General features: G+C 69.2%; 17 protein-coding genes. 5 read left to right on the top strand and 12 right to left on the bottom strand.

Going from position 1 to position 20,094, the window contains the following annotated elements:
- Positions 1-93: 93 nt before the first annotated feature.
- Positions 94-3,585: an aminotransferase class I/II-fold pyridoxal phosphate-dependent enzyme gene (locus tag RIC11_RS18460; RefSeq protein ID WP_350213747.1), complete on the bottom strand. Its 3,492-nt coding sequence runs from the start codon at positions 3,583-3,585 to the stop codon at positions 94-96.
- 382 nt (positions 3,586-3,967) lie between these two features.
- Positions 3,968-5,716, bottom strand: coding sequence for a BBP7 family outer membrane beta-barrel protein (locus RIC11_RS18455; RefSeq protein ID WP_350213746.1), 1,749 nt, complete (start codon positions 5,714-5,716; stop codon positions 3,968-3,970).
- 428 nt (positions 5,717-6,144) lie between these two features.
- Here RIC11_RS18455 and RIC11_RS18450 point away from each other — a divergent pair, with 428 nt between their 5' ends.
- The 5 genes from RIC11_RS18450 to trmB all read left to right on the top strand — a co-directional run bounded on the left by RIC11_RS18450 (position 6,145) and on the right by trmB (position 9,684).
- Positions 6,145-7,098, top strand: coding sequence for a hypothetical protein (locus tag RIC11_RS18450; RefSeq protein WP_350213745.1), 954 nt, complete (start codon positions 6,145-6,147; stop codon positions 7,096-7,098).
- Between the two features lie 125 nt (positions 7,099-7,223).
- Positions 7,224-7,322 carry a 50S ribosomal protein bL37 gene (locus RIC11_RS20730; RefSeq protein WP_502879406.1) on the top strand — a complete coding sequence of 33 codons (99 nt, stop codon included), beginning with the start codon at positions 7,224-7,226 and terminating at the stop codon, positions 7,320-7,322.
- Between the two features lie 116 nt (positions 7,323-7,438).
- The gene (locus RIC11_RS18445; RefSeq protein WP_350213744.1) at positions 7,439-7,978 is read left to right on the top strand and encodes a 3-hydroxyacyl-ACP dehydratase FabZ family protein; all 540 of its coding nucleotides are present in this window, start codon (positions 7,439-7,441) and stop codon (positions 7,976-7,978) included.
- A gap of 139 nt (positions 7,979-8,117) precedes the next feature.
- Positions 8,118-8,900, top strand: a complete 783-nt coding sequence (locus tag RIC11_RS18440; RefSeq protein WP_350213743.1) for a rhomboid family intramembrane serine protease — start codon at positions 8,118-8,120, stop codon at positions 8,898-8,900.
- 106 nt (positions 8,901-9,006) lie between these two features.
- Positions 9,007-9,684, top strand: a complete 678-nt coding sequence (trmB, locus tag RIC11_RS18435) for a tRNA (guanosine(46)-N7)-methyltransferase TrmB (protein ID WP_350213742.1) — start codon at positions 9,007-9,009, stop codon at positions 9,682-9,684.
- Here the strand turns inward: trmB and RIC11_RS18430 are convergent.
- The 10 genes from RIC11_RS18430 to proB all read right to left on the bottom strand — a co-directional run bounded on the left by RIC11_RS18430 (position 9,674) and on the right by proB (position 20,030).
- On the bottom strand, positions 9,674-10,366 hold the full coding sequence (locus RIC11_RS18430) for an ABC transporter ATP-binding protein (RefSeq protein ID WP_350213741.1): 693 nt from the start codon (positions 10,364-10,366) through the stop codon (positions 9,674-9,676). The genes trmB and RIC11_RS18430 overlap by 11 nt on opposite strands.
- A 45-nt stretch (positions 10,367-10,411) precedes the next feature.
- Positions 10,412-10,843, bottom strand: coding sequence for an acyl-CoA thioesterase (locus RIC11_RS18425; RefSeq protein WP_350213740.1), 432 nt, complete (start codon positions 10,841-10,843; stop codon positions 10,412-10,414).
- A gap of 130 nt (positions 10,844-10,973) precedes the next feature.
- Positions 10,974-11,249: a 30S ribosomal protein S18 gene (gene rpsR, locus RIC11_RS18420; protein ID WP_350213739.1), complete on the bottom strand. Its 276-nt coding sequence runs from the start codon at positions 11,247-11,249 to the stop codon at positions 10,974-10,976.
- A 116-nt stretch (positions 11,250-11,365) separates the two neighbouring features.
- A complete protein-coding gene (locus RIC11_RS18415) occupies positions 11,366-12,724 on the bottom strand; it encodes a glycosyltransferase family 4 protein (protein ID WP_350213738.1) in 1,359 nt (452 codons plus the stop codon).
- A 407-nt stretch (positions 12,725-13,131) separates the two neighbouring features.
- The gene (locus tag RIC11_RS18410) at positions 13,132-14,760 is read right to left on the bottom strand and encodes a sodium:solute symporter family protein (protein ID WP_350213737.1); all 1,629 of its coding nucleotides are present in this window, start codon (positions 14,758-14,760) and stop codon (positions 13,132-13,134) included.
- On the bottom strand, positions 14,757-14,996 hold the full coding sequence (locus tag RIC11_RS18405) for a DUF3311 domain-containing protein (RefSeq protein ID WP_350213736.1): 240 nt from the start codon (positions 14,994-14,996) through the stop codon (positions 14,757-14,759). Before RIC11_RS18405 ends, RIC11_RS18410 begins: the two co-directional genes overlap by 4 nt.
- Positions 14,997-15,187: 191 nt before the next feature.
- Positions 15,188-16,468 (bottom strand): NAD(P)/FAD-dependent oxidoreductase, encoded by a 1,281-nt coding sequence (locus RIC11_RS18400; protein ID WP_350213735.1) that lies wholly within the window; start codon positions 16,466-16,468, stop codon positions 15,188-15,190.
- 131 nt (positions 16,469-16,599) lie between these two features.
- On the bottom strand, positions 16,600-17,163 hold the full coding sequence (locus RIC11_RS18395) for a hypothetical protein (RefSeq protein WP_350213734.1): 564 nt from the start codon (positions 17,161-17,163) through the stop codon (positions 16,600-16,602).
- Between the two features lie 110 nt (positions 17,164-17,273).
- Positions 17,274-18,743, bottom strand: coding sequence for a cytochrome P450 (locus RIC11_RS18390; protein ID WP_350213733.1), 1,470 nt, complete (start codon positions 18,741-18,743; stop codon positions 17,274-17,276).
- A 117-nt stretch (positions 18,744-18,860) separates the two neighbouring features.
- A complete protein-coding gene (proB, locus tag RIC11_RS18385) occupies positions 18,861-20,030 on the bottom strand; it encodes a glutamate 5-kinase (protein ID WP_350213732.1) in 1,170 nt (389 codons plus the stop codon).
- Positions 20,031-20,094 lie beyond the last annotated feature (64 nt).

The following is a 20,094-nucleotide window of genomic DNA, read 5'->3' as shown; positions in this document are numbered from 1 at the left end:
CGGGCGGGCTCTCTCTCTTGGGGCCGGGGCGCGTGCGCGGGGGCGCCGTTAGCCTACGTTAGCCTAGCACACCCGCCCGACGGCCGGCGCGGGTCAGCCCGCGCTGGCGCTCGCGGCCGACGCGGCCATCATCGCTTCGCCGGAGCCGGTGCGGGCTATTCCCGCTCGCACCGAGTCGGAGAACCGGCGGGCGACCTCCTCGCGCGAGTCGACGAGCTTCGCGACCGCGTCGCGGATCTGGGTCTCGCTGTGGGCGCTGGTGATGAAGAAGCGCAGACGGGCCGCCGACTCGTCGACGGCCGGGTGCAGGATCGGCTGCACGTTGACGCCGCGCCGCTTCATGGCCATCGACAGAGCGAGCGCGACCCGCGAGTCGCCCGTGATGATCGGAATGACCGGCGAGCCGCTCGAGGGGCCGGTGTCGAAGCCGGCGGCTTTGGCGAGCGACAGGAACAGCTCGGCGTTGGCGTGCAGCTTCTCGATGCGTTCGGGCTCGGCGTCCAGCAGCCGCAGCGCGGCGAGCGCCGCCGCCACGTTGGCCGGCGACGCTCCGGCCGAGAACACGAAGGTCGGCGCGGTGTACTTGAGGTACTCGACGATCTCGCGGCTGGCCGCGATGTAGCCCCCGACGCTGCCGAGGGCCTTGCTGATCGTGCCCATCCAGAGGTCGACGCGCCGCGGGTCGACGCCGCAGAACTCGCTCATGCCGCGGCCGGTGGGGCCCATCGTGCCGATGCTGTGGGCCTCGTCGATCATCAGGTACGCGTTGTGACGCTCCTTGATCTCGACGAACGGGCGGATGTCGGCGTAGTCGCCGTCCATGCTGTACACGCCCTCGATCACGATCAACACGCGGCGGTAGTCGCCGCGGTGTTGCTCCAGCAGCTTCGCGCAGGCCGCCGGATCGTTGTGGGGGAACGCTCGGCGGAGGGCGCCGGAGAGCTTGCACCCTTGCAGGATGCTGTTGTGGGCGAGCGCGTCGTGGAGGATCAGGTCGCCGGGTCCGAACAGGTGGCCGATGACCGATTCGTTCGTGGCGTGGCCGCTGTTCATCACCACGCAATCGTCGACGCCGATGAAGTCGGCTATCGCCCGTTCGAGCTCGCGGTGGATCGTCTTCTCGCCCGACACCACGCGGCTGGCCGAGGTGCTCGTGCCGAACTGTTCGATCGCCTGTTGGGCCGCGTCGAGCACGGCCGGCTCGCCGCTCATGCCGAGGTAGTTGTAGCTGCAGAAGTTCACGTACTCCCGGCCGGCGATCCGCGCGGTGTCGCTGGTGATCCCCTCGTGCTGCGTGAAGTACGGGTTCGCCAGCCCGTTCTCTTCCGCCATCCGCATCGTTTCGCGGAGCCGGCGGTACTCGGGCGACTCGGCGAACACGTAGTCGCTCGGGTCAATCTCGCGCGGCGTCGGCGCCCCGTCGTCGGGGGCCGGATGGCTGCTCTCGCCGCCGGTGCGGCCCGTCGACGGGGGCGGCCGGTGGCCCTGGCCCCGCTTGGGCTCCCCCGGCGGACACCGCTCGACCTGCTCGACGACGTCGCCGCAGGTCTCCATGGCGAGGATCGCCTCTTCGCTGAAGCGGCCCCCGAACTCCTGCTCCAGCTCCGCGACGATCTGCATCCGCTCGAGCGAATCGAGCCCCATGCCGGCGATGTCGGTCTCGAGCGTCAGCCCCGCCGCACGCTCCTGCGCGACGTCGCGCACGATGGCCATCACCCGCTCGACGACCTCGCTGTGCTCGCGGGGCGCCGGCGCGTCGGCGGCCGGTTGCGGCGGGCCGGAGGGCGCCCGCGACGCGTCGCGGCGGCGGCGCTGCCGGAGCACCTCGACCGAGCCGTCGGCCCGGCCGACCGCCACCAGCGCCAGCTCGCCCGCGGCGTAAGCGGCCCGGCACGCGTGCCGCTGGACCTTGCCGCTGGAGGTCTTGGGGATCGAGTTCGGCTTGATCAGCACCACGTCGCGCGGGCTGACCTCGTGGACCTTGCCGAGCTCGCTCCGGATCGCCGCGCACACGGCCTCGAAGTCGATGTCGCGCTTGCGCTCGACCTCGTACACGATCACCAAGCGCTCGGCGCCCTGGTCGCCATGGGCGAACGCCGCGCCCGCGCCGGGCGCGACGTCCTCGTGCGCCTGCTCGACGGTCACCTCGAGGTCCTGCGGGTAGTAATTGACCCCCCGCAAGATGATGAGGTCTTTCAGGCGGCCGTTGATGAAGAGCTCGGGGCGGCCGTCGGCGCCGCTGTGGTAGCAGCCGAGGTCTCCTGTGCGGAGGAAGGGGCCGCGGCCGTCGGTCAGGTGGGCGCGGAAGATCTCTCGGGTGGCCTCTTCCTGGCGCCAGTAGCCCTGGGCCACGCTCGGGCCACGGACCCAGATCTCCCCCACGTGGCCGAGCGGTTGTTCGGAGAAGGTCTCGGGATCCGCGATCACGATCTCTTGGTCTTCGGCGCTGTGGCCCGCGCCGACCAGCCGCACCGAGCCGGGCCCATCGGACTCTTCGGCGACCCCCTCTTGCAGGCGGGCGCCGTCGAACGACCGGATCGGCGGCGCGGTCCACTTGTCCCCGCCGGCGACCAGCAGCGTGGCCTCGGCCAGCCCGTAGCAGGGGTAGAACGCCTCGCGGCGGAACCCGCACGGGGCGAACGCCTGGCTGAATCGCTCGATCGTGTCGGCGCGGACCGGCTCGGCCCCGTTGAAGGCGATCTCCCACTGGCTGAGGTCCAGCCCCCGCTTCTCCTCGTCCGAGATCCGCTCGACGCACAGGTCGTAGGCGAAGTTCGGGCCGCCGCTGATCGCCGCGCCGCTGTCGGACAGCGCGTGCAGCCACCGCAGCGGCTTCTGGAGGAAGTGGGTGGGCGTCATGACCGTGGTCGGCCGGCCGAAATAGATCGGCTGCAGGATGCCGCCGATCAGGCCCATGTCGTGGTACAGCGGCAGCCAAGTGACGCCGGCCGCGTCGTGCGGCGCGCGGTAGGCGTCGCTGATGACCTTCGTGTTGTGCAGCAAGTTCCCGTGGCTGACCATCACGCCCTTGGGCGTGCCCGTGCTTCCCGACGTGTACTGCAGAAAGGCCAGCGTGTCGGGCGTCACGCCCGGGTCGCGCCACGCGTCGGCCGCGGCATCTTCGATCTCGCGGGTGCACTTCCAGTCCAGGGCGGCCAGGTCGGGCATGTCGGCCATGACCGGCTCGACGCGGTCGAGCACGTCGCGGGTCGTCAGCACGACTCCCGGCTGCGCGTCGGCGATGATCGACTGGATCCGCTGGAGGTTCCGGTTGCGCCGCGGCGGGTACGCGGGCACGGCCACCACGCCCGCGTAAAGGCAGCCGAAGAACGCCGCGATGAATTGCTGCCCCGAGGGATAGAGCAGCAGCGCCCGCTGCCCGGCGAGGCCACGGTCTTGCAGGTACGCGGCGATCGCCCTGGCGCGGATGTCGAGTTGCTCGTAGCCGACGTGCTCCCGCTGCGACTCGCCATCGATCAGGAACGTGTAAGCCCGCTGCACGCCGAACACGTCGGCCCGCTGCCGGAGCAGACCTACCAAATCGACGATGTCGGGCGTGAGGCCGTAGTTGTCGGATGGGGGCACAGCTAACTCGGTAAAAGGAGCGGACGCTCCGCGATGAGGCGGGCGCGGCGGGAGAACCAAATTAAACTGGAGGCTTTGGGCGAATTCTAGGCGGGCGTGCGGCTGACCGTATCTGCTCCGCGGCTCGCGGGGCAATCGACACCCGCCCAACCTCGTACTTCGGGGATCCGCGCCCGTGAGTCGCAGAATGCCGCCCTGAGCGGTCCTAACCGCACCAAGCGGCCCGGGCTGCACATCCGTTGGAGCCGGCCCGCGCCGGCGATTCCCGCGCCGCTCGGGCGGGGGCGCGCCGGCGCCGGATCGGCGAAAAAAAGAAAAAGGGCGAGCCGGGATCGGCTCGCCCTTGGGTGGGCGTTCGGGTTGTCGCAGCGGGGCGCCGCGTTTAGTAGCGGAACTCGACGCCGCCGTTGACGCCGTTCATCAGGATGTGCGAGCGGCCGTCTTGCATGGCGAAGTTCGGCGCGGTCCAGACCACCGACTGCGAGGCCCGCTGGATGTTGTCGATGAACGTGCCGGTGTAACCCAGGTTGAGCGAGATCGCCGAGGTCAGGTTGTAACGGGCCTCGACCCGCAGCTCGGCCAGCGGCGAGAACTCGTCCAGCGCCTCGCCCAGCACGGTGGTCGTCGCCCGGGCGTGCACCGGGGTGTTGAGACTGCCGGGGACAGCGCCCTGGGCGAAGATGCCGTTCAGGCCGCGGTCGGTCCGGTTGTAAGCCAGCATCGCCCGACCGCTGACCGACCACTCCCAAGCGCCGTGGTCGCGGGTCCAGTTGAGCCCGATCTGGGGACCGATGAGCTGGTTGTCCATCTCGGCGAACACGTCGAAGCCGCGGATCACGCTGCCGAAGCCGGTGACCTGGAACGAGTCCCGCAGCTCCAGGTAGCGGAGGCCGTAGCTCAGCTCGAGCTGGTCGCGGCGGCCCCGTTCGAGCTTGTGCCCGGTGTCGATCTGGTGGGTCAGCATCAGCTCAATGCCATCGACCCTCGTCACGTTGCGGACCACGACCTCCTCGAAGAACAGGTCGAACTCGTAGAGGTCGCCGTAGTCGATGTAGGTGAACACGATCTCGTCGTCGTCGATTTCGCCGTCGCCATCGAGGTCGGCCACATAGATGGTGAACTGCCGGCCGTTGCCGTTGAAGTCGTCGGGGGCCTGTTCGACCTCGACCGCTTCGCCACCCTCCAGGGGCTCGTCGACGGGCCCGCCGGCGTTGTTCACCGAATTGATCGGGCCGTAAACGGTGCCGACCGGGAAGCCGTTGATCACGTAGTCGCGGAAGCCCTCGAAGTACCGCTCGGGCGCCTGGAAGTTGATCGCCACGCTGCCGAAGCCCAGGGCGTAGAGTTCGCCGAGCGGCCCGATCGCGTCGAGTTGGCCGTCTTGGTCGAGGTCGAACGGCGCGCTGCCGTAGAAGGGGTGCGTGTTCGCGAAGTCGTCGAGTGACTGCGAAGTGTACTCGTTCCCGAGGCCGGCGCCGTAGACCAGCCGCTGGCTGAGCTCCGGCCCGTCGAGGATGCCGATCCGCCAGCCCCGCTCGCCGTCGGTGTACCCGATCTCGTACCGCTCGCCGAAGCCGAAGTCCGCGTCGGGCGCGGCGTCTTGGATGCCGTTTTGGACCAGGTAGGTGGGCGGGACTTGGAAGCCCGTGCCGGGAACGATGATCGGGACCGTGACGGCGAACGCCTCGTCGTCTTCGCCGACGATGACCTCGAACGTCTCGGTGGTGAGCTCGGCGCCGGTGAGTTCGGATATCTGCGACAGGATGTCGTCGGCGTCGGGGCGGGCCGGATCGAATTGCAGCGCGACCGCCAACTCGGTCACGTACGCCTGCACGGCCGCGTCGGGGTTGTCGGGGTAGATCTCTTCGCTCTCGTTGACCACGCCGGGGTTGCCGATCGTGATCCGCTCGCCGGTGATGCTCCAGCCGAGCTTCTCGATACTGGCCGTCCAGCCCTTCTGGCGGTGGTTGGCCTGCCCGTCCAGGTCGATCATCGTGGGCTCAAACCACCGCAGGTCGTTGTGCTCGACCACGCTGTGGGCGCCGTAGGCTTGCGCCAGACAGCGCGCGGAGGGCGTCATCACGAGCGCCAGAGCGGCGGGCGCCAGCAGGCAGATTCGCGAGGCGGACATCGGCTTCCTCAGCACGGGACTATTCGCGGAAGGACCGGCGTGCGCTCCGCGCTCGCCAAGCCCAGGGGGTTCAAACCGGCTTTTCTCACCGGCCAGTCGGTTCGGGGCGCCACGCCAACTCTCGCGGCGCGCCCAGCCCCAGCCGGTTCGGTCTGTGCTACTCGTATCGGGAGCGCCGATCGCAACAGTTGAGCAGCAGTGGCAAACCTTGCCGGATTTTCCGAGCGCGCCGCCGGCGGCGACGGGGTTCGGACGGGCTTTGGGCTTCGGCCCTCCTAAAGCCCTGAGGCCCGAGGCCCGAGGTCCGAAGCCCGCCGCTCCAGCGGCGCAAACGCTGGTCCGCCGCCCCGCACACGGTAGAAATACCTAGGCGCCGGCGCCGCGGCCGGGCCCCTCCCTGCGTCCTCCCCGCCAATACGAGGCCTGCTGTGCCCACGCCCTCTTCGATCCTGCGGTTGCTCGCCCTGCTGCTAGCGGGGCAAGCGGCCGGACTTGCAGCGGCCCAGCGCGCCGCTCCCGCGGCGCCCCCCGCCCGGGACGACGCCGCCCGCGACAATGCCGCCCGACGCGGCGCCGCCGAGGGCGACCAGGAGTGGGTCCGCCTGAGCAAAGACAACACGGGCAAGCCCCTGGGGCTCCAGACCGCCGTCGCCCGTTACGAGGGCACACCCCCCGGCGCCGAGGGGAGGGTGCGGGTTGACCTGGTCGGGGCGATCCACGTGGGCGACCGGGCCTATTACGAGGACCTGAACGAGCGCTTCGCAGAGTACGACGCGCTCCTGTTCGAGCTGGTCGCGCCGGAGGGGACCGTGGTGCCCCGCGGGGGGCGGACCCGCAGCGACAACCCCCTTGGGGCGGCCCAGAACGGGATGAAGACGCTCCTCGAACTGGAGCACCAGCTCGAGATCGTCGACTACACCCGCCCGAACTTCGTGCACGCGGACATGTCGCCCGACGAGTTCTTCCAGACGATGAAGGACCGCGACGAGGGGCTCTTGAAGCTGTACTTCCGCATGCTGGGGCAGGGCATCGCCGAACAGTCCAAGGCGGCCGCCAAGGGCGAGTCGGCGGAGATGGACCTGCTCAAGTCGTTCTTCGCGCAAGACCGTGCACGGCAGATGAAGATCGCCATGGCGGGCCAGATGACCCAGCTCGAGGGCCTGCTGACCAACTTCGGCGGCGAGAAGGGCACCACGATCATCCACGAGCGAAACCGCCGCGCGATGGACGTGCTGGCCCGGCAAATCGCCGCGGGGAAGCGGTCGATCGGCGTTTTCTACGGCGCCGGGCACCTCGCCGACATGGACGAGCGCCTGCGCGAGCGGTTCGGCCTGCGGCAGATGTCCAAGGAGTGGCTCACCGCGTGGGACCTGGGGGAATAGGGCGGGCCCGTCGGAGGGGGCGCTAGCGGGCGGTACCCATCTCGCCCTGGCGTCGATGTGAGAGTAAGATACGGGGCTCGTGTCGAGCAGCCCGAAGATCCCCTCTCAACAAGGTAAACGCCGCCATGGCCAAGCCAGGTCGCCGAGTGAAGAAAGCCAACCACGGCGCACGCCCCGCGTGCAGCCGCCCCCGCAAGCAGCGCCGCCAGAAGGTCAAGACCTGAGGTGAAGCGGCGAGCCGGCTGCGCGCCGGCGCCCGGCTGCTTTTCTGCCGAGCCGGGTCGCTGCTTTAGCCCCCCGGTCCGTTCTTTAGCCTCCGTTCATTGACCGGGGGCTAGTGATGCCCCATCCAAATGTGTGCCGGAGGTCACTCGTGCTCGCGAAGGACCTGATTCTCAATCCCGCCGAGTTGTCGTTCGACCCGCCATTGGCCGGGATCGACGAGATCCGGCGGTTGATCCCGCAGCGCGACGCGATCGAGCAGCTCACGGCGATCGTCTACGAGAACATCGAGACCCACACCGTCGCCGGCTACAAAGACGTGCGGGACGACGAGTTCTGGGTGTCCGGGCACATGCCCGGCATGCCGCTGATGCCCGGCGTGCTGATGTGCGAGGCGGCCGCGCAGATCTGCTCGTTCTTCGTGCAGCGTAACGACCTGCTCGGGTGCGAGGTGGTCGGTTTCGGCGGACTCGACGAGGTCCGCTTCCGCGGCGCCGTCACGCCGGGCGACCGCTTGGTGGTCGCCGCCCAAATGACGCAGGTCCGCCGCGGGCGACTGATCCGCGCCCGTTTCCAGTGCTTTGTCGGGGAGACCATCGTCTGCGAGGGGCAGCTGCTCGGCGTGCCGCTGCCTGTCGAGGCGCTCCGGGGCGCTTAGGCGTTTTCGCGGGCGGCTGCCGCGTCGCGGCTGCCTTGTCGCGGCTGGCCGCCGCTGGATCGGACCGTGGCCAGGTCTTTGCGGTTAGGATTGGGGGGACCGCGCCCCCACTGGATCGAGCCTCCCGCGAGCCGAGTCGATGCTGTTCCCGCTGTTCGACCGCAACCCGCACAAGCGGTGGCCGCTGCTGACGACCGTCGTCATCGTGCTGAACGTCGTCTGCTTCTGGCGGTCGCTGGATGCGGGGATCGACGATTTCATCGACACGATTTACGAGCACGGCTTCGTGCCGCAGCGGCTGACCGAGCTGGACCAGCCGCAACCGATCGCCGTGACGATCGAAGCGCCCGGCCAGCCCCCCCGCGTCAAGCAACTGTCGACCGCCGCGGCCGACGTGTACCCGACACTGCTGTCGATGATGTTCCTCCACGGCGGCTGGCTGCACCTGATCTCCAACATGTGGATGCTGTGGGTCTTCGGCGACAACATCGAGGACCGGCTGGGGCGAGGGCTCTTCGTGTTCTTCTACCTGGTAGGAGGGCTGATCGCCGTGCTCGCGCAATGGGCCGCCGACCCGAGCAGCACCCAGCCGGTGATCGGCGCCAGCGGCGCCGTGGCCGCGGTGCTGGGCGCGTACGCGGTCACGTTCCCCACCGCCAAGGTCAAGACGCTGATCTTCATCGGCTTCCCGCTGCTGCTCGACCTGCCGAGCGTGTTGGTGCTCGGCGTGTGGCTCGTGGTGAACCTCGTCGGGGTCATCCAGGCCATCGACCCGATGGAGGTCCCCAACGTGCAAGTGGCCTATTGGGCGCACATCGGCGGCTTCTTGTCGGGCGTGATCCTGATGCCGCTGCTCACCATCGGCGCGCAGCCCACCGACCACGACTGGCGGACCGAGAGCCGCGAGATGTTCGAGTTTTGAGTCGCCGATCGCGGGGCGCGAGTCGCTCCGCCTACCGACGCTTTCTCGGCCCACGAGCCCTCGCTCTCTGTCGCGCCTCATAACTCGCAACTCGATACGCTTTCCCATGGGTCGCCGAGCCGTTCGCAACATCCACGCAGGGCTGGACCTGGCGGGCAAGCTGCTCACGCTGGAGGAGCTGCCGCGGCCGTGGGACGGGGCGGCCGAGCTGTTCGACGCGCGGCGGCCGCTGGAAGTGGAGGTCGGCAGCGGGAAGGGGCTTTTTCTCCGCCGCACCGCGGCCGCCAGGCCGGAGCATAATTTTTTGGGGATCGAGGTCGCGTACAAGTACGCCCGATTCGCCGCGGCGAACCTCGCGCGGGACGGCCGCGACAACGCGGTGATGGCCAGTTGCGACGCGTTGCGCGTGTTCCGCGAGCTGATCCCCGACGCGTCGCTCGAGGCGGTCCACGTCTATTTCCCGGACCCCTGGTGGAAGGCGCGGCACCGCAAGCGTCGCGTCCTCAACGAGGCCTTCCTCACCGACGCGGCCCGCACGCTCCGCGCAGGAGGCAAGCTCCACTTCTGGACCGACGTCGAGGAGTACTTCCAAAGCACGCTGGAGCTGATCGACGGGATGCGTGTCCCACAGGCCGGGCCGGCTCGGCGGCCGCTGCCGCTGGAGGGGCCGTACGACGTGCCCGAGCCGCCCAGCGAGAACCACCTCGACTTCCGAACCCACTTCGAGCGCCGCACGCGCCTGGAAGGGCGGCCGGTCTACCGGTCCGAATTCGTCAAGGCGTAGCCGCCGCCGACGACTCCACGAGACGGCCCTCGACGAGCCGCGTCTGCCGGCCCATCCTGGCGGCGAACTCGGCGCTGTGGGTGACCGCGACCAGGATGGTGTTGGCTTCGCGTTGCAGCTCGAGCAGCAGGTCGGCGATCGCGTCGGCGGTCGACGCGTCCAGGTTGCCGGTCGGCTCGTCGGCCAGCACCAGCAGCGGCCCACGGATCAGCGCCCTGGCGACGGCCGCCCGCTGCCGCTCGCCGCCCGAGAGCTCCGCCGGGCGGTGCGTGAGCCGCTCGCCCAGGCCGACCCGCCCGAGCAGCTCGCGGGCGCGGTCGGCGTCGGCGCCCGTGGCCTGGCCATCGGCGAGCAGCGGAACGAGCACGTTCTCCAGCACCGAGCACTGCGGCAGCAGGTAGTGCTCTTGGAAGACGAAGCCGATCTTCTCAGCGCGGAACCGGGCGAGGGCGCGCTCGTCGAGCGTGAACGGGTCGACGCCGTCGATGCGGACCGCGCCCGAGGTGGGCTCGTCCAGGGCGCCGAGGATCGAGAGCAGCGTGCTCTTGCCCGATCCGCTCGGGCCGACCACGGCGAGGCTCTCGCCGCGGGACAGCGAAAGGTCAACGCCCTTGAGCACCTCCAGCGGCGCGGCCGGCGTGGGGTAGCCCTTGGACAGGTCGGTGACTTCGACTTCGGCCATGCGTCCGATTCTGACGCGGGCGCCCGGCTCCGGGCAAGGCGCGCCTCAGGCGGCGAATTGCTTCAGGCCGGCCAGCACGGCGTCGGGCAGCGGCGTGGGCCGCGGCTTCACGCCGTCGCGGAAGCAGCAGCACACGCTGGTCATCTCGCCGACGGCCAGTTCGGCCTCGTCGCGGAAGATGTGGAAGCCGTAGGTCACGCTCGACTTGCCGAGCTTCTGCACGGTGACCTCGATCCGCAGCTCGTCCTCGCAGCGAGCGGGGGAGTGGTAGTCGCACCGCGCGCTGACCCGGGGGAACGCGATCCGCGATCGGTCGTCGGCGGGGTCGAACCGGTCGTGGATGCTCATGCCGATGTGCCGCCGCAGCGCGTGCTCGGCTTCCTCCATGTACCGGAAGAAGACCGAGAAATGGACGATGCCTGCCATGTCGGTGTCGGCGAACTGGACGAGCCGGCGGTAGGCGAACGGGGCGGGCATGGACAGCGGGCTAGAGGCTTGCGGGGGGGGGGGGGGGCAGGCATCGAGGACGCCCGCCGAACCAACGACAGCGGCCGGCCCCGGGGCGCCCGGAACCGGCCGTGTTGTTGTACCCGAGCGGTCGCCGCTTTCAGTCGGCGATGTACGGCATCAGGGCCATGAAGCGGGCGCGCTTGATGGCCGTCGCCACGGCGTGCTGGCTCGCCGCGTGGCAGCCGCTCTTGCGGCGGCTGACGATCCGGCCGTGGCGGTTGACCATCTTGCCGAGCAGCTCGACGTCCTTGTAATCGACGTACATCGGCGTGGGCTTTACGCCGTCGATGTACAGCGGGTCCTTCTTGACCTGCTTGATCTTGCTGCGGCGCTTCGAGGGAGCGCGGCGGGGTCGTTTCTTGCCGAAAGCCATGCGAAAACGCGGGGAGTACAGGGAACGCTGGGAGCTTGATTCGAGCCCCATATCCTAGCGAAGCCCCGACGGGCCGCAAGGGCCGTGCCGGCCGGGAAACCCCGGGCGCCGACCGCTCACGGCTCGCTGACCGCACCGGTCGCCCCAGAGCCGAGGGCATTGGCCCTCGGAGCGGCCCCGTCGATCAGGCTTCGGTACACGTCGAGCGTGGCCTCGGCCATGCCGTCGGAGTGGAACCGCTCGCGGATCGCTAGGCTGCCGGACTCGCCGTGCCGGCGCCGGGCCTCCGGGTCGCCGAGGAGGCCCTCGATCGCGCGGCAGAGCGATTCCGGGTCGCCCGGCTCGTGGAGCACCCCCCCGCCGGTGGCGTCGAGCAGCTCCGGAAAGGCGCCGTGGGCTGGCAAAACGACCGGCACGCCGACGGCGAGCGCCTCCATCGCGGGGAGGCCCTTGGCCTCGGCCCAGACGGTCGGCGTCGCGAACAGGTCGAGCGACGCCAAATAGGCGAACTTGGCCGCGCGGTCCAACTCGCCGTGGTAAACGAACCGCCCGGCCAGCGGGCCCTTCGCCGCGCGTTTCCGCAAGTCGATGAGGTAATCCCTCTCGCCCAGCCCCAGGTAACCAGCGGCCGCTAGCTCGAACGGCAGGTCGGGGCGGCGTTTTGCGAGCCGCTCGCAAGCGTCGACCAACACGTGCAACCCCTTCTCCGGGGCGACACGAGCGAAGAAACCGACCCGTAGCCGTTGGTGGGTGACCGGCGATTCTCGTTCCGTGCCGGGAGGCACGCCCGACAGGTCGAGCCCGTGCGGCACGACGTGGATCTTCGTCCGGTCGACGCCGAGGTAGTCCGCCATGAAGCCCGCGTAGTAGCCGTTCAACGAGGTGAAGCCGGCGACCTCGGCCGCCCGCTCGCGCAGCAGCTCCCTGGCCTCCTCGTAGTGCGGGGGGCGGAGCGCCTCGAGGAAGAGGTCCTCGCCCGACAACGCGCACACCACCGGCGGGCCGCACCGCTGGGCGATACGCCGGGCCATGCCCAGGAGCATCGAGTTGGACAGGTGGACCACGTCGGGCCGGGCCTCGTCGACGAGCCAGTCGACGAGTTCATCGAGCTGCCGCGCCTGATGGCCCTCCTCGCCGCGGAGCATCGACACGGTGAGCCCGCCGAGCTTTCCCGGGTCGACGCTGCCGGCGTTGGCCGTGGCCAGCTTGAGCAGCCACGACTGGTCGAGCAGCCGGTCCAGCCACCGCGGCGTGTGGCGGAACAGCGGCGAGGCGTGCTTCAGGTAGGCGTTCACGCCACCGAAGAAGACCCGCCTGTAGGCGACGCTCGGCTCGTCGGTCCGCAGCGGCGTGTAGGTCGGCACGAGCAGCACGTCCTCGCCGCGCGCGAGCAGCGCGGCGGCGAGCGTGTTGTCGTGCAGGCAGCTGCCGCAGTACATCCCCGCGGCGCCGGCGGCTAGGTAGGCGATCCTCATGGGGGATTCACCGCGGAGATCGCGGGGGACGCGGAGAGGAAAGTGCTAAATCCAGCTCGTGGCCCAGCTCGCCGAGACAACTGGCTTGAGTTGAATGCGCATGGGGGTCAAGAAGTCATGGTCGAACTCGAGGCCGATTAGATCACGGCCCGTGAGGGTCTCAACCGTCATGCTCTTGACCCAGGCCAAAACAAATTGCAACCGAAGGACTCCTTGGCTCCACCACTCGAACTTCATCGATCCTTCGTAGGACCAGATTTCGCAGAGAATCCGATCGCGTCCTCGGTGCGAGTTGAATCGATGATAGCCTGCCTCGGCGACCTCGGGCTCGCATTCGAATGCCGACAGAAGCTACCAGTCTTCTGGAAACGGATCGATCACTCTTCGCGTCCTCCGCGCCTCCGCGGTTAAACCTTCTCCGGGAAGAACTTGGCGAGGGTCTCCGCGGGCGGCTTCGGCGTGGCGAGGGAGACCACGATCATCGCCACGGTCGAGGCCAGGATCATCGCCGCCACGGGCATGACCTCGAACGAGGCCCCGCCGAGCGTGATCGGGATGCCGTAGGTCTCGTCGGCCGCGTAGCCGGACGCCTGGAACAGGTAGAACCAGATCGCGATGGCCGTCAGCACGCACGCGTACGCGCCCCACTTGGTGAGGCCCCGCCAGTACAGCGCGGCGAGCGCCAGCGGGAACAGGCTCGCGAAGCCGCTGAAGCACCACACGCCGAGCGTGAACACGCCGCGCGGGTCGAACAGGCTGAAGAAGTACGTCAGCGCAACGATCGCCACGATGAACGCGCGGGCGGTCCAGATGTGCTGGCGCTCGGAGAACCGCTCGCGCCCGCCGTAGTGGAGCATCACGTCCTCGGTGAACATCGTGCCCATGCAGAGGAACTGGCTGTCGAGGCTCGACATGATCGCCGCCAGCACGCCGGCCGTGAGCAACCCGGCGAGGATAGGCTGGCCGGTCGACTTGACCATGAACGCGAGCACCTTGTTCGGCTCGGCCGCGACCGGCGGGGGGACGCTCACCAGCTCGCCCGCGGCCCAGATCCCGAGCAGGATGCAGGGGACCCACACGATCATGATGAACACCGGGTGCAGCACGACCGCCAGCTTGAAGCTCTCGGCGCTCTTCGCGGTGAGCCAGTGCTGGAACAGGTGGGGGAACATGCCGACCGACAGCGGCACGAACATGTAGGTGAGGAACTTGGTGGTCGAGATCTCGCTGCGGGTGAGCTTCTCCGGCGGGATGCTCGCGGAGAGCTTCTGCAGGTTCGCGAAGAACGAGCCCTCCCCGCCGAGACGCTGCGTCAGCAGGTAGAACATCACCAGGCCGAGGACCATGAACACGAGCGTCTGGAAGCCGTTGGCCCAGGCCGTGCCGCGCATGCCGCCGAAGAAAACGTAGGCGAGCACCACGCCACAGATCACCAGCGACGCCAGGTGCCGCGGCACGCCACCCTTGCTGCCTTCCTCGCCGACGAAGCCCGCTTCGAGGAGGTCGGGGAACGTTCCCTGCTCGAACGTGGGGTTCTGGATCGTTGCCGGCGCGCCGTCGGCGCCGGGGACCAGGCGGCCCTGGGTCACCACGTTGATGAACAGCCCGGCCGACATCACGCCGATCAGCAAGTACGGGATCACCAGCGCCACGAGCACCGGGAACAGCACGATGCCGATGCGGTCGCTCGCCAGGCGGTCGCGGAAGAACTGGCACTGCGTGCGGTAGCCGTGCCGCCTGCCCAGCCGCCAGAGCGGCACGCCGAGCACGAAGAAGCAGAGCGAGTGGATGATGCCGCTCGAGGAAGCCAGCATGCCGTACACGCCGACGCCCCGCTTGAACGCCTCGCCGGTCGAGCCGACCAGCGCGAACGCGGTCATCGTGGTGCCGAACAGCGACAGCAGCAGCAAGATCGGCCCGATCGAGTGGCTCGCCAGCATGTAGTCCTGCGACGTGCCGCGCCCCAAGCGGCTCGCGAAATAGCCGAGCGTGAGCAAGAGGGCCAGGTAGCCGATGATGATCCAGAGCTGTATCACGCGGCGCCTCCCTCGGTGGCGGGGCCTTCGGCGGCCTGTGGCCTTTCGAGCCGGTCGATCGGCCAGGCGAACTTGGTCGCTAGCCACCAGGTGACCGCCGCGCCGACGCTGATCCCCATGTGCCACGCCAGCCCGATCGGCAGGAAGCCGAACACCAGGCGCTCGTCGGTCCAGAACCAAACGTCCTGGTGCAGCACGATCAGCAGGAGCACCAAGCCCCAAACCACCCTTTGCATCGCTAGCCTCGCCCCGGAAAGGAGAGAACGGGTCCGCCGTAGGCCTAGCAGCTTAGCAGGGCGGTGGGGTCACCGCAGGGCGGGGTGCGGCAGGCGCAACAATCGAGTAGCCCCGGCAGGGGCGACAGCGCATAGCCAGGAGCGCAAGCCCCTGGCCGGGTTCTTCGGGGCCGCAACGGTCGCAGGGATGCTCAAGCAATCGCCGCGATCGGCTCGTCGGCCCCGTCATCACCGGCGCCTTCGGCGATGGCTCGCTCGAGCCACGGGTCGAGGTCCGCGAAGAGGGCCGGCATGTCGGGGCTGAACATCTTGCCGACGAGCAGGTCGGTCAGCGGGCCGGCGTGCTGGGGGTATTCCTTGACGAACTGGCCGACGCGGAACTCGCCCGAGTAGAACGCGTGGACCAGCTTGCGGACCCACTTGGTGCCGGCGCGGAACTCTTCGCTCCACGCGCCCAAGCGCTGGGCCGACGGGTCGTCGTGCCGCAGCGCGTCGACCACGCACTCGCTCGCCATGTCGGCCGACTTCACCGCGAAGTACACGCCCGACGAGTAGACCGGGTCGATGAAGCCCCAGGCGTCGCCGACGAGGGTCCAGCCGGGGCCGGCCGCTTGCTTGGTGGTGTAAGAGAACTCCTTGGCGACCGCCAGGTCGTCGAGCGGCTCGGCCCCTTCGAGCCACTTCGACACGCCGGGGCAATTGGCGAGCTCTTCCTCGAACACGTCGGCCGGCTTGCCGCGTCCCTTGAGGAGGTGATCGTTGTCCCCCACGCAGCCCACGCTGACGATGTCGGCCGACTGGGGGATGTACCAGAACCAGGCGCGCTTGTCGCGCGTGTGGGAGATGACGGTCTTCACGCCGCCGCCGGAAGTGTCGCGCTCGCCGCCCCGGTAGTGCCGCCAGATAGCCGCCTTGCGGAGCGCGGGGTTCATCTCCTTGAGGCCGAGCCGGCTGGCGATCAGCGACGATTGGCCCGTGGCGTCGACGACGACGCGGCTGGCCACCTCACACTCGCCGTCGGCGCTCTTCAGACGCACGCCGGTCGCCCGGTCGCCGTCGAAGAGGACCTCGCTGACGCGCGTGCGGTCGATCGTTTCCGCGCCGTGCTTGGCCGCGTTGTCCAGCAGCATGCGGTCGAAGTCGGCCCGCTCCACGTGCCAGGTCTCGCTCGAGGGGTGGTCGAAGTGGCTGCGGAAGAAGAACGGCTTCGACTCGCGCCCGCTGGCGTCGACGAACTGCACGCCGACCTTCTTAGCGAAGCGGCTCTCTTCGAGCTTCTCGAGCACGCCCAGCTTCTCGAAGGTCCAGTACGACTCGGGCATCAGCGACTCGCCCACGTGCTCGCGCGGCGTGGCCTCGCGCTCGACGAGCAGCGTCGAGAAACCCTCCCGGGCCACCAACGCGGCGGCCGTGCACCCGGCGGGCCCGGCGCCGAGGACGATGCAGTCGTAGTTTTCTTTAGTTGGCGTCATACGAAGTTGAACCACGACGGGCACAAGGGACACGACGGCCAACAACCACTTCCGAGCCATTCAAGCTGGCCCCCCGGGTTGGCCGTCGTGCTCTTCGTGTCCTTGGTGGTTCCTCTGATTCGATTGTTGGATTAAGGCCGGACGATCTCGAGCAACTCGACCGCCGGCTCTCCCTCTACCAGTATCCGTGCCGAGCGGCCGAAGATCACCTCGCCCGGGCGGCAACCCAACTCGGCGGCGAGGGTTTTCCCGGCCCCGATGCGCCAAAGCGCGAGCGGCTCGACTTCGCGCAACAGGTTGGCCCGTATGAGGATACGCCCCAGCGGCGTTTCGCCAAGTTCGACCGCCGCGCGAACCGCCATCGGCAGCCCCGTCAGGTCGATCCGCATCACGCCCGATTGCACGATTCGCCCGTCGGTTTCTCGCGCCAGCAAGCTGTGGCGGGCGTAGCTATCGGGCTGGCGGTCCTCGCCGACGACCCTCACCGCGACGAGCGACTCGTGCCACGCTTCGAGGGTGATCGTCATGTGGCCGGTGTGGGCCAGCAGGTTTTGGTAGTCGGCTGGCAGGTCGCCGTAGCCGACGGGCGTGAGGGCGCCGAGGCGGTCGATCGGGTCGAAGAAGGGCCGCGCGAGTGCCGCCGCGGCGGCGGCGTGGGCGGCGCTCGTGTCGGCGGTGATGCTCGAGGCAGGCACGGCCCCGATTGGACCACGCGCGTCGCAACCGTGCAAAGTAGGCAGCAGGCGGACGCAGCGACTCGTCGCCGTCACCGCCCGCCGCTCTCTGCCTACTGCCTCAGCGCCCGTCAACGCGGCCTTCTCGTCGCGGGGCCGGGGCCCGGGAGGTCGACCAGGTCCGCGACATTGCCGGACACCGGCGAGGCGACGAACTCCTCGCCGTCGGTGTGGCGCCGGGCGATCATCGGCACCCCGTGCACGGGGTTGAGCATCGTCGACTTGACCTCCGCGTCGACCCGCGCGCCGGGCTGCACCGAGAGCCGCCAGTCTCGCCACAGCACGGGGAGCGTGGTCCGCAGGACCTCCATCGCGAGCGGCCCACCGATGCAGCGCCGGGGCCCGGCGCCGAACGGGTGGTAAGCGTACGCGCTGGGGCGGGCCGTGAGCCAGCGGTCGGGGTCGAACCGCGTCGGGTCCGCGAAGGTCTGTGGCAAGCGGTGCACGATCAGCGGCGTGAAAACGATCGGCGTGCCGCGCGGCAAATCGAGCGGGCCCAGCCGCGTGGCCTCGGCGTTGACCCGGATCGAGTAGGCCGACGCGGGCAGCACGCGCATCGCCTCTTTGATGACCCGCTCCAGCAGCGACGCGCCGCCGCCGGGCGGCGGCTCGTCGACCGTGCCGTCGAGCGTTTGCTCGTACAGCCGCTGCATCACCTCCGGGTGCTGCGCGGCGAGGAAAGTCGTCCAGCTGAAGGAGTGAGCGGTCGTCATGTGCGCCGCGGCGAACAGCACGCAGCACTGGCCGACGAGTTCCTCGTCGGAGAGCCCGCCCTGGGCGTCGTGCATACGCACGAGGATCGACAGCACGTCGACCGCGTTGGGATCGGGGTCGTCACGGCGGCGGCGGATCAGCTCCAGCACGTTCTTCTCGAGGCCCTCGGCGAACTCCAGCAGCCCCTCGTAGCCCGCGTGGAACTCGGGCGTTGAAACCAGTGCGCCGATCCCCAGCTCGTTGTTGAGAGCGACCCACTGGGCGATCTGCTCCCCGAGCTGGTACGCGAGGGTCGGCTCGTCGAGTCCGAAGAGCAGCCGGCTGGTGACCCGCAGCATGTAGCGGATCATCGCGTCGTTGAAGTCGAACCGTTGCCCGTCCTCCCACGCCGCGCTCTCTTCCTCGGCCAGCGCGCGGATGGTGGGGCGGTACGCGGCGATCGCTCGGGGGCCGAATGGCTCTTTGACGATCCGTCGGTTGCGCTTGTGCTGCTCCCCGTTCATCGCCAGCAGGCCACACGTGACGCGCCGTTGGCTGGATCGCTTCGGGCCCCGGATGCCGAAGAACCGCGCGAGGAACGCGTCGTGGCGGCTGAGAACGAGCTTGTTGTAGTGCGGGTCGAACAAGCACACGACCATCTGCCCGCCCGCAGAGGGGTCGCGTATCGCGGCGATCGGGCCGTGCTCCCGGTGCAACCGGAACAACCCGCCCAGCAGGTCGCGGCTGAAATCGACCAACGACCCCTCGGTGATGGGGGGGCCGGCGCAGGGCGACCGCGGGACCGCGGGGGCCTGGTGAACAGCCGCGTCGCGCAGCGGGAGGCTCATCAACGATGAAGGGCTCGTGTCGGCAAGCATAACGCGGTTCGGGGGCGCTGGGGCCACCGCCAGCCGCAGAAGCTACCGAAGATCCCCAGCCTCTCGAAACCGCTAACTCTTCCGAGTTTAGCTCTCCGAGGGGCCGCGAACCAGCGTCATATCGTTGCGGTGAACGGCGACCGAGTACGGCAATCTGCCCAAGATCTCCGGGATCGCCTCTGTCGGCTGCCCGAGGATCTGCTGTAGGTCGGCTGACGAGTAATTCGTCAAACCGCGGGCGACTTCAACGCCCGACCCGTCCAGAAGGGAGACCAAGTCGCCTTTGTCAAACACGCCGGTCACACCCGTCACGCCGATCGGCAAGAGGCTGCGGCCGTGGGCGGTGACCGCTCGCACGGCGCCGCCGTCGAGGGTCAGCCGGCCAAGGGGCCGCGCGGCGAAGCCGATCCACCGTTTCCGCTCGCCAACACGCTGCCCCACGCCGGGGAAGAGGGTGCCGATTGGCTCGCCGGCCAACAGGTCGACCAGCACGCCCGGCCGCCTGCCGTTGGCGAGGATGACGCTCTCGCCGGCGGCCGTTGCGATCTGCACGGCTTGCAGTTTCGAACCCATCCCCCCCTTCGACAGGGCCGGACCCGCCGCGTGGGTCCCCGTAGCGACCACCGACTCGGTCGACCCGTCGACGGCCGCGACCATGCCGATCAGCTTCGATTGGGCGTGGGCGGGGTCGCCGTCGTAGAGGCCCTCCACGTCGGTCAAGATGACCAGCAGCGGCGCCCTGACGAGGTTGGTGACCATCGCCGCCAGGCGGTCGTTGTCGCCGACGTTGCGGGCGAGCTCCTCGGTGCGGACCGTGTCGTTCTCGTTGACGATCGGGATCGCGCCGAACTCGAACAACGCCGACAACGCGTTGCGCACGTTGAGGTAGCGCCGTCGGTCGTTGATGTCGTCGGCGGTGAGCAGCAGTTGCGCGGCCGAGAGGCCGTGCCGCTCGAACGCGCGGTTGTAAGCCTCGATCAGGCAGCTCTGCCCGACCGCGGCGGCCGCTTGCAGGCTCGCGAGGTCGGTGGGCCGCTGCGCCAGGCCGAGCCGGCCGATCCCCGCGCCGACCGCGCCGCTCGACACCAGCACGACGCGTCGGAAACGCCCGGCGCCGATCCGCACGAGTTGCTCGGCGATCGCCTCGACCTGGGCCTCGTCGAGCGAGCCGTCGGGGCGGGCGAGGCAACGCGTGCCGACCTTCACGACCAGCGGGTCGGCGTCCGCGGCGATCTGTTGCCGAGTCAGGTCGGGCATTAGGGCAAGGGAGAGGTTGCACGGAGCAGGGGAACGAGCCTCTTCGGCGGCGGCGCGACGGGGC

It is taken from the genome of Botrimarina sp., from assembly GCF_040219535.1.
Classification (GTDB): domain Bacteria; phylum Planctomycetota; class Planctomycetia; order Pirellulales; family Lacipirellulaceae; genus Botrimarina.
This window is presented reverse-complemented; position numbering and strand designations above follow the sequence as displayed.

Excerpts from the sequence above, each read along its gene's own strand:
- RIC11_RS18400 (WP_350213735.1), bottom strand. The coding sequence starts at position 16,468 with ATGACGCCAACTAAAGAAAACTACGACTGCATCGTCCTCGGCGCCGGG.
- RIC11_RS18415 (WP_350213738.1), bottom strand. The coding sequence starts at position 12,724 with ATGAGGATCGCCTACCTAGCCGCCGGCGCCGCGGGGATGTACTGCGGC.
- rpsR (WP_350213739.1), bottom strand. The coding sequence starts at position 11,249 with ATGGCTTTCGGCAAGAAACGACCCCGCCGCGCTCCCTCGAAGCGCCGC.
- RIC11_RS18455 (WP_350213746.1), bottom strand. The coding sequence starts at position 5,716 with ATGTCCGCCTCGCGAATCTGCCTGCTGGCGCCCGCCGCTCTGGCGCTC.
- RIC11_RS18440 (WP_350213743.1), top strand. The coding sequence starts at position 8,118 with ATGCTGTTCCCGCTGTTCGACCGCAACCCGCACAAGCGGTGGCCGCTG.
- RIC11_RS20730 (WP_502879406.1), top strand. The coding sequence starts at position 7,224 with ATGGCCAAGCCAGGTCGCCGAGTGAAGAAAGCCAACCACGGCGCACGC.
- RIC11_RS18430 (WP_350213741.1), bottom strand. The coding sequence starts at position 10,366 with ATGGCCGAAGTCGAAGTCACCGACCTGTCCAAGGGCTACCCCACGCCG.
- trmB (WP_350213742.1), top strand. The coding sequence starts at position 9,007 with ATGGGTCGCCGAGCCGTTCGCAACATCCACGCAGGGCTGGACCTGGCG.
- RIC11_RS18445 (WP_350213744.1), top strand. The coding sequence starts at position 7,439 with ATGCCCCATCCAAATGTGTGCCGGAGGTCACTCGTGCTCGCGAAGGAC.
- RIC11_RS18425 (WP_350213740.1), bottom strand. The coding sequence starts at position 10,843 with ATGCCCGCCCCGTTCGCCTACCGCCGGCTCGTCCAGTTCGCCGACACC.
- RIC11_RS18405 (WP_350213736.1), bottom strand. The coding sequence starts at position 14,996 with ATGCAAAGGGTGGTTTGGGGCTTGGTGCTCCTGCTGATCGTGCTGCAC.
- RIC11_RS18390 (WP_350213733.1), bottom strand. The coding sequence starts at position 18,743 with ATGAGCCTCCCGCTGCGCGACGCGGCTGTTCACCAGGCCCCCGCGGTC.
- proB (WP_350213732.1), bottom strand. The coding sequence starts at position 20,030 with ATGCCCGACCTGACTCGGCAACAGATCGCCGCGGACGCCGACCCGCTG.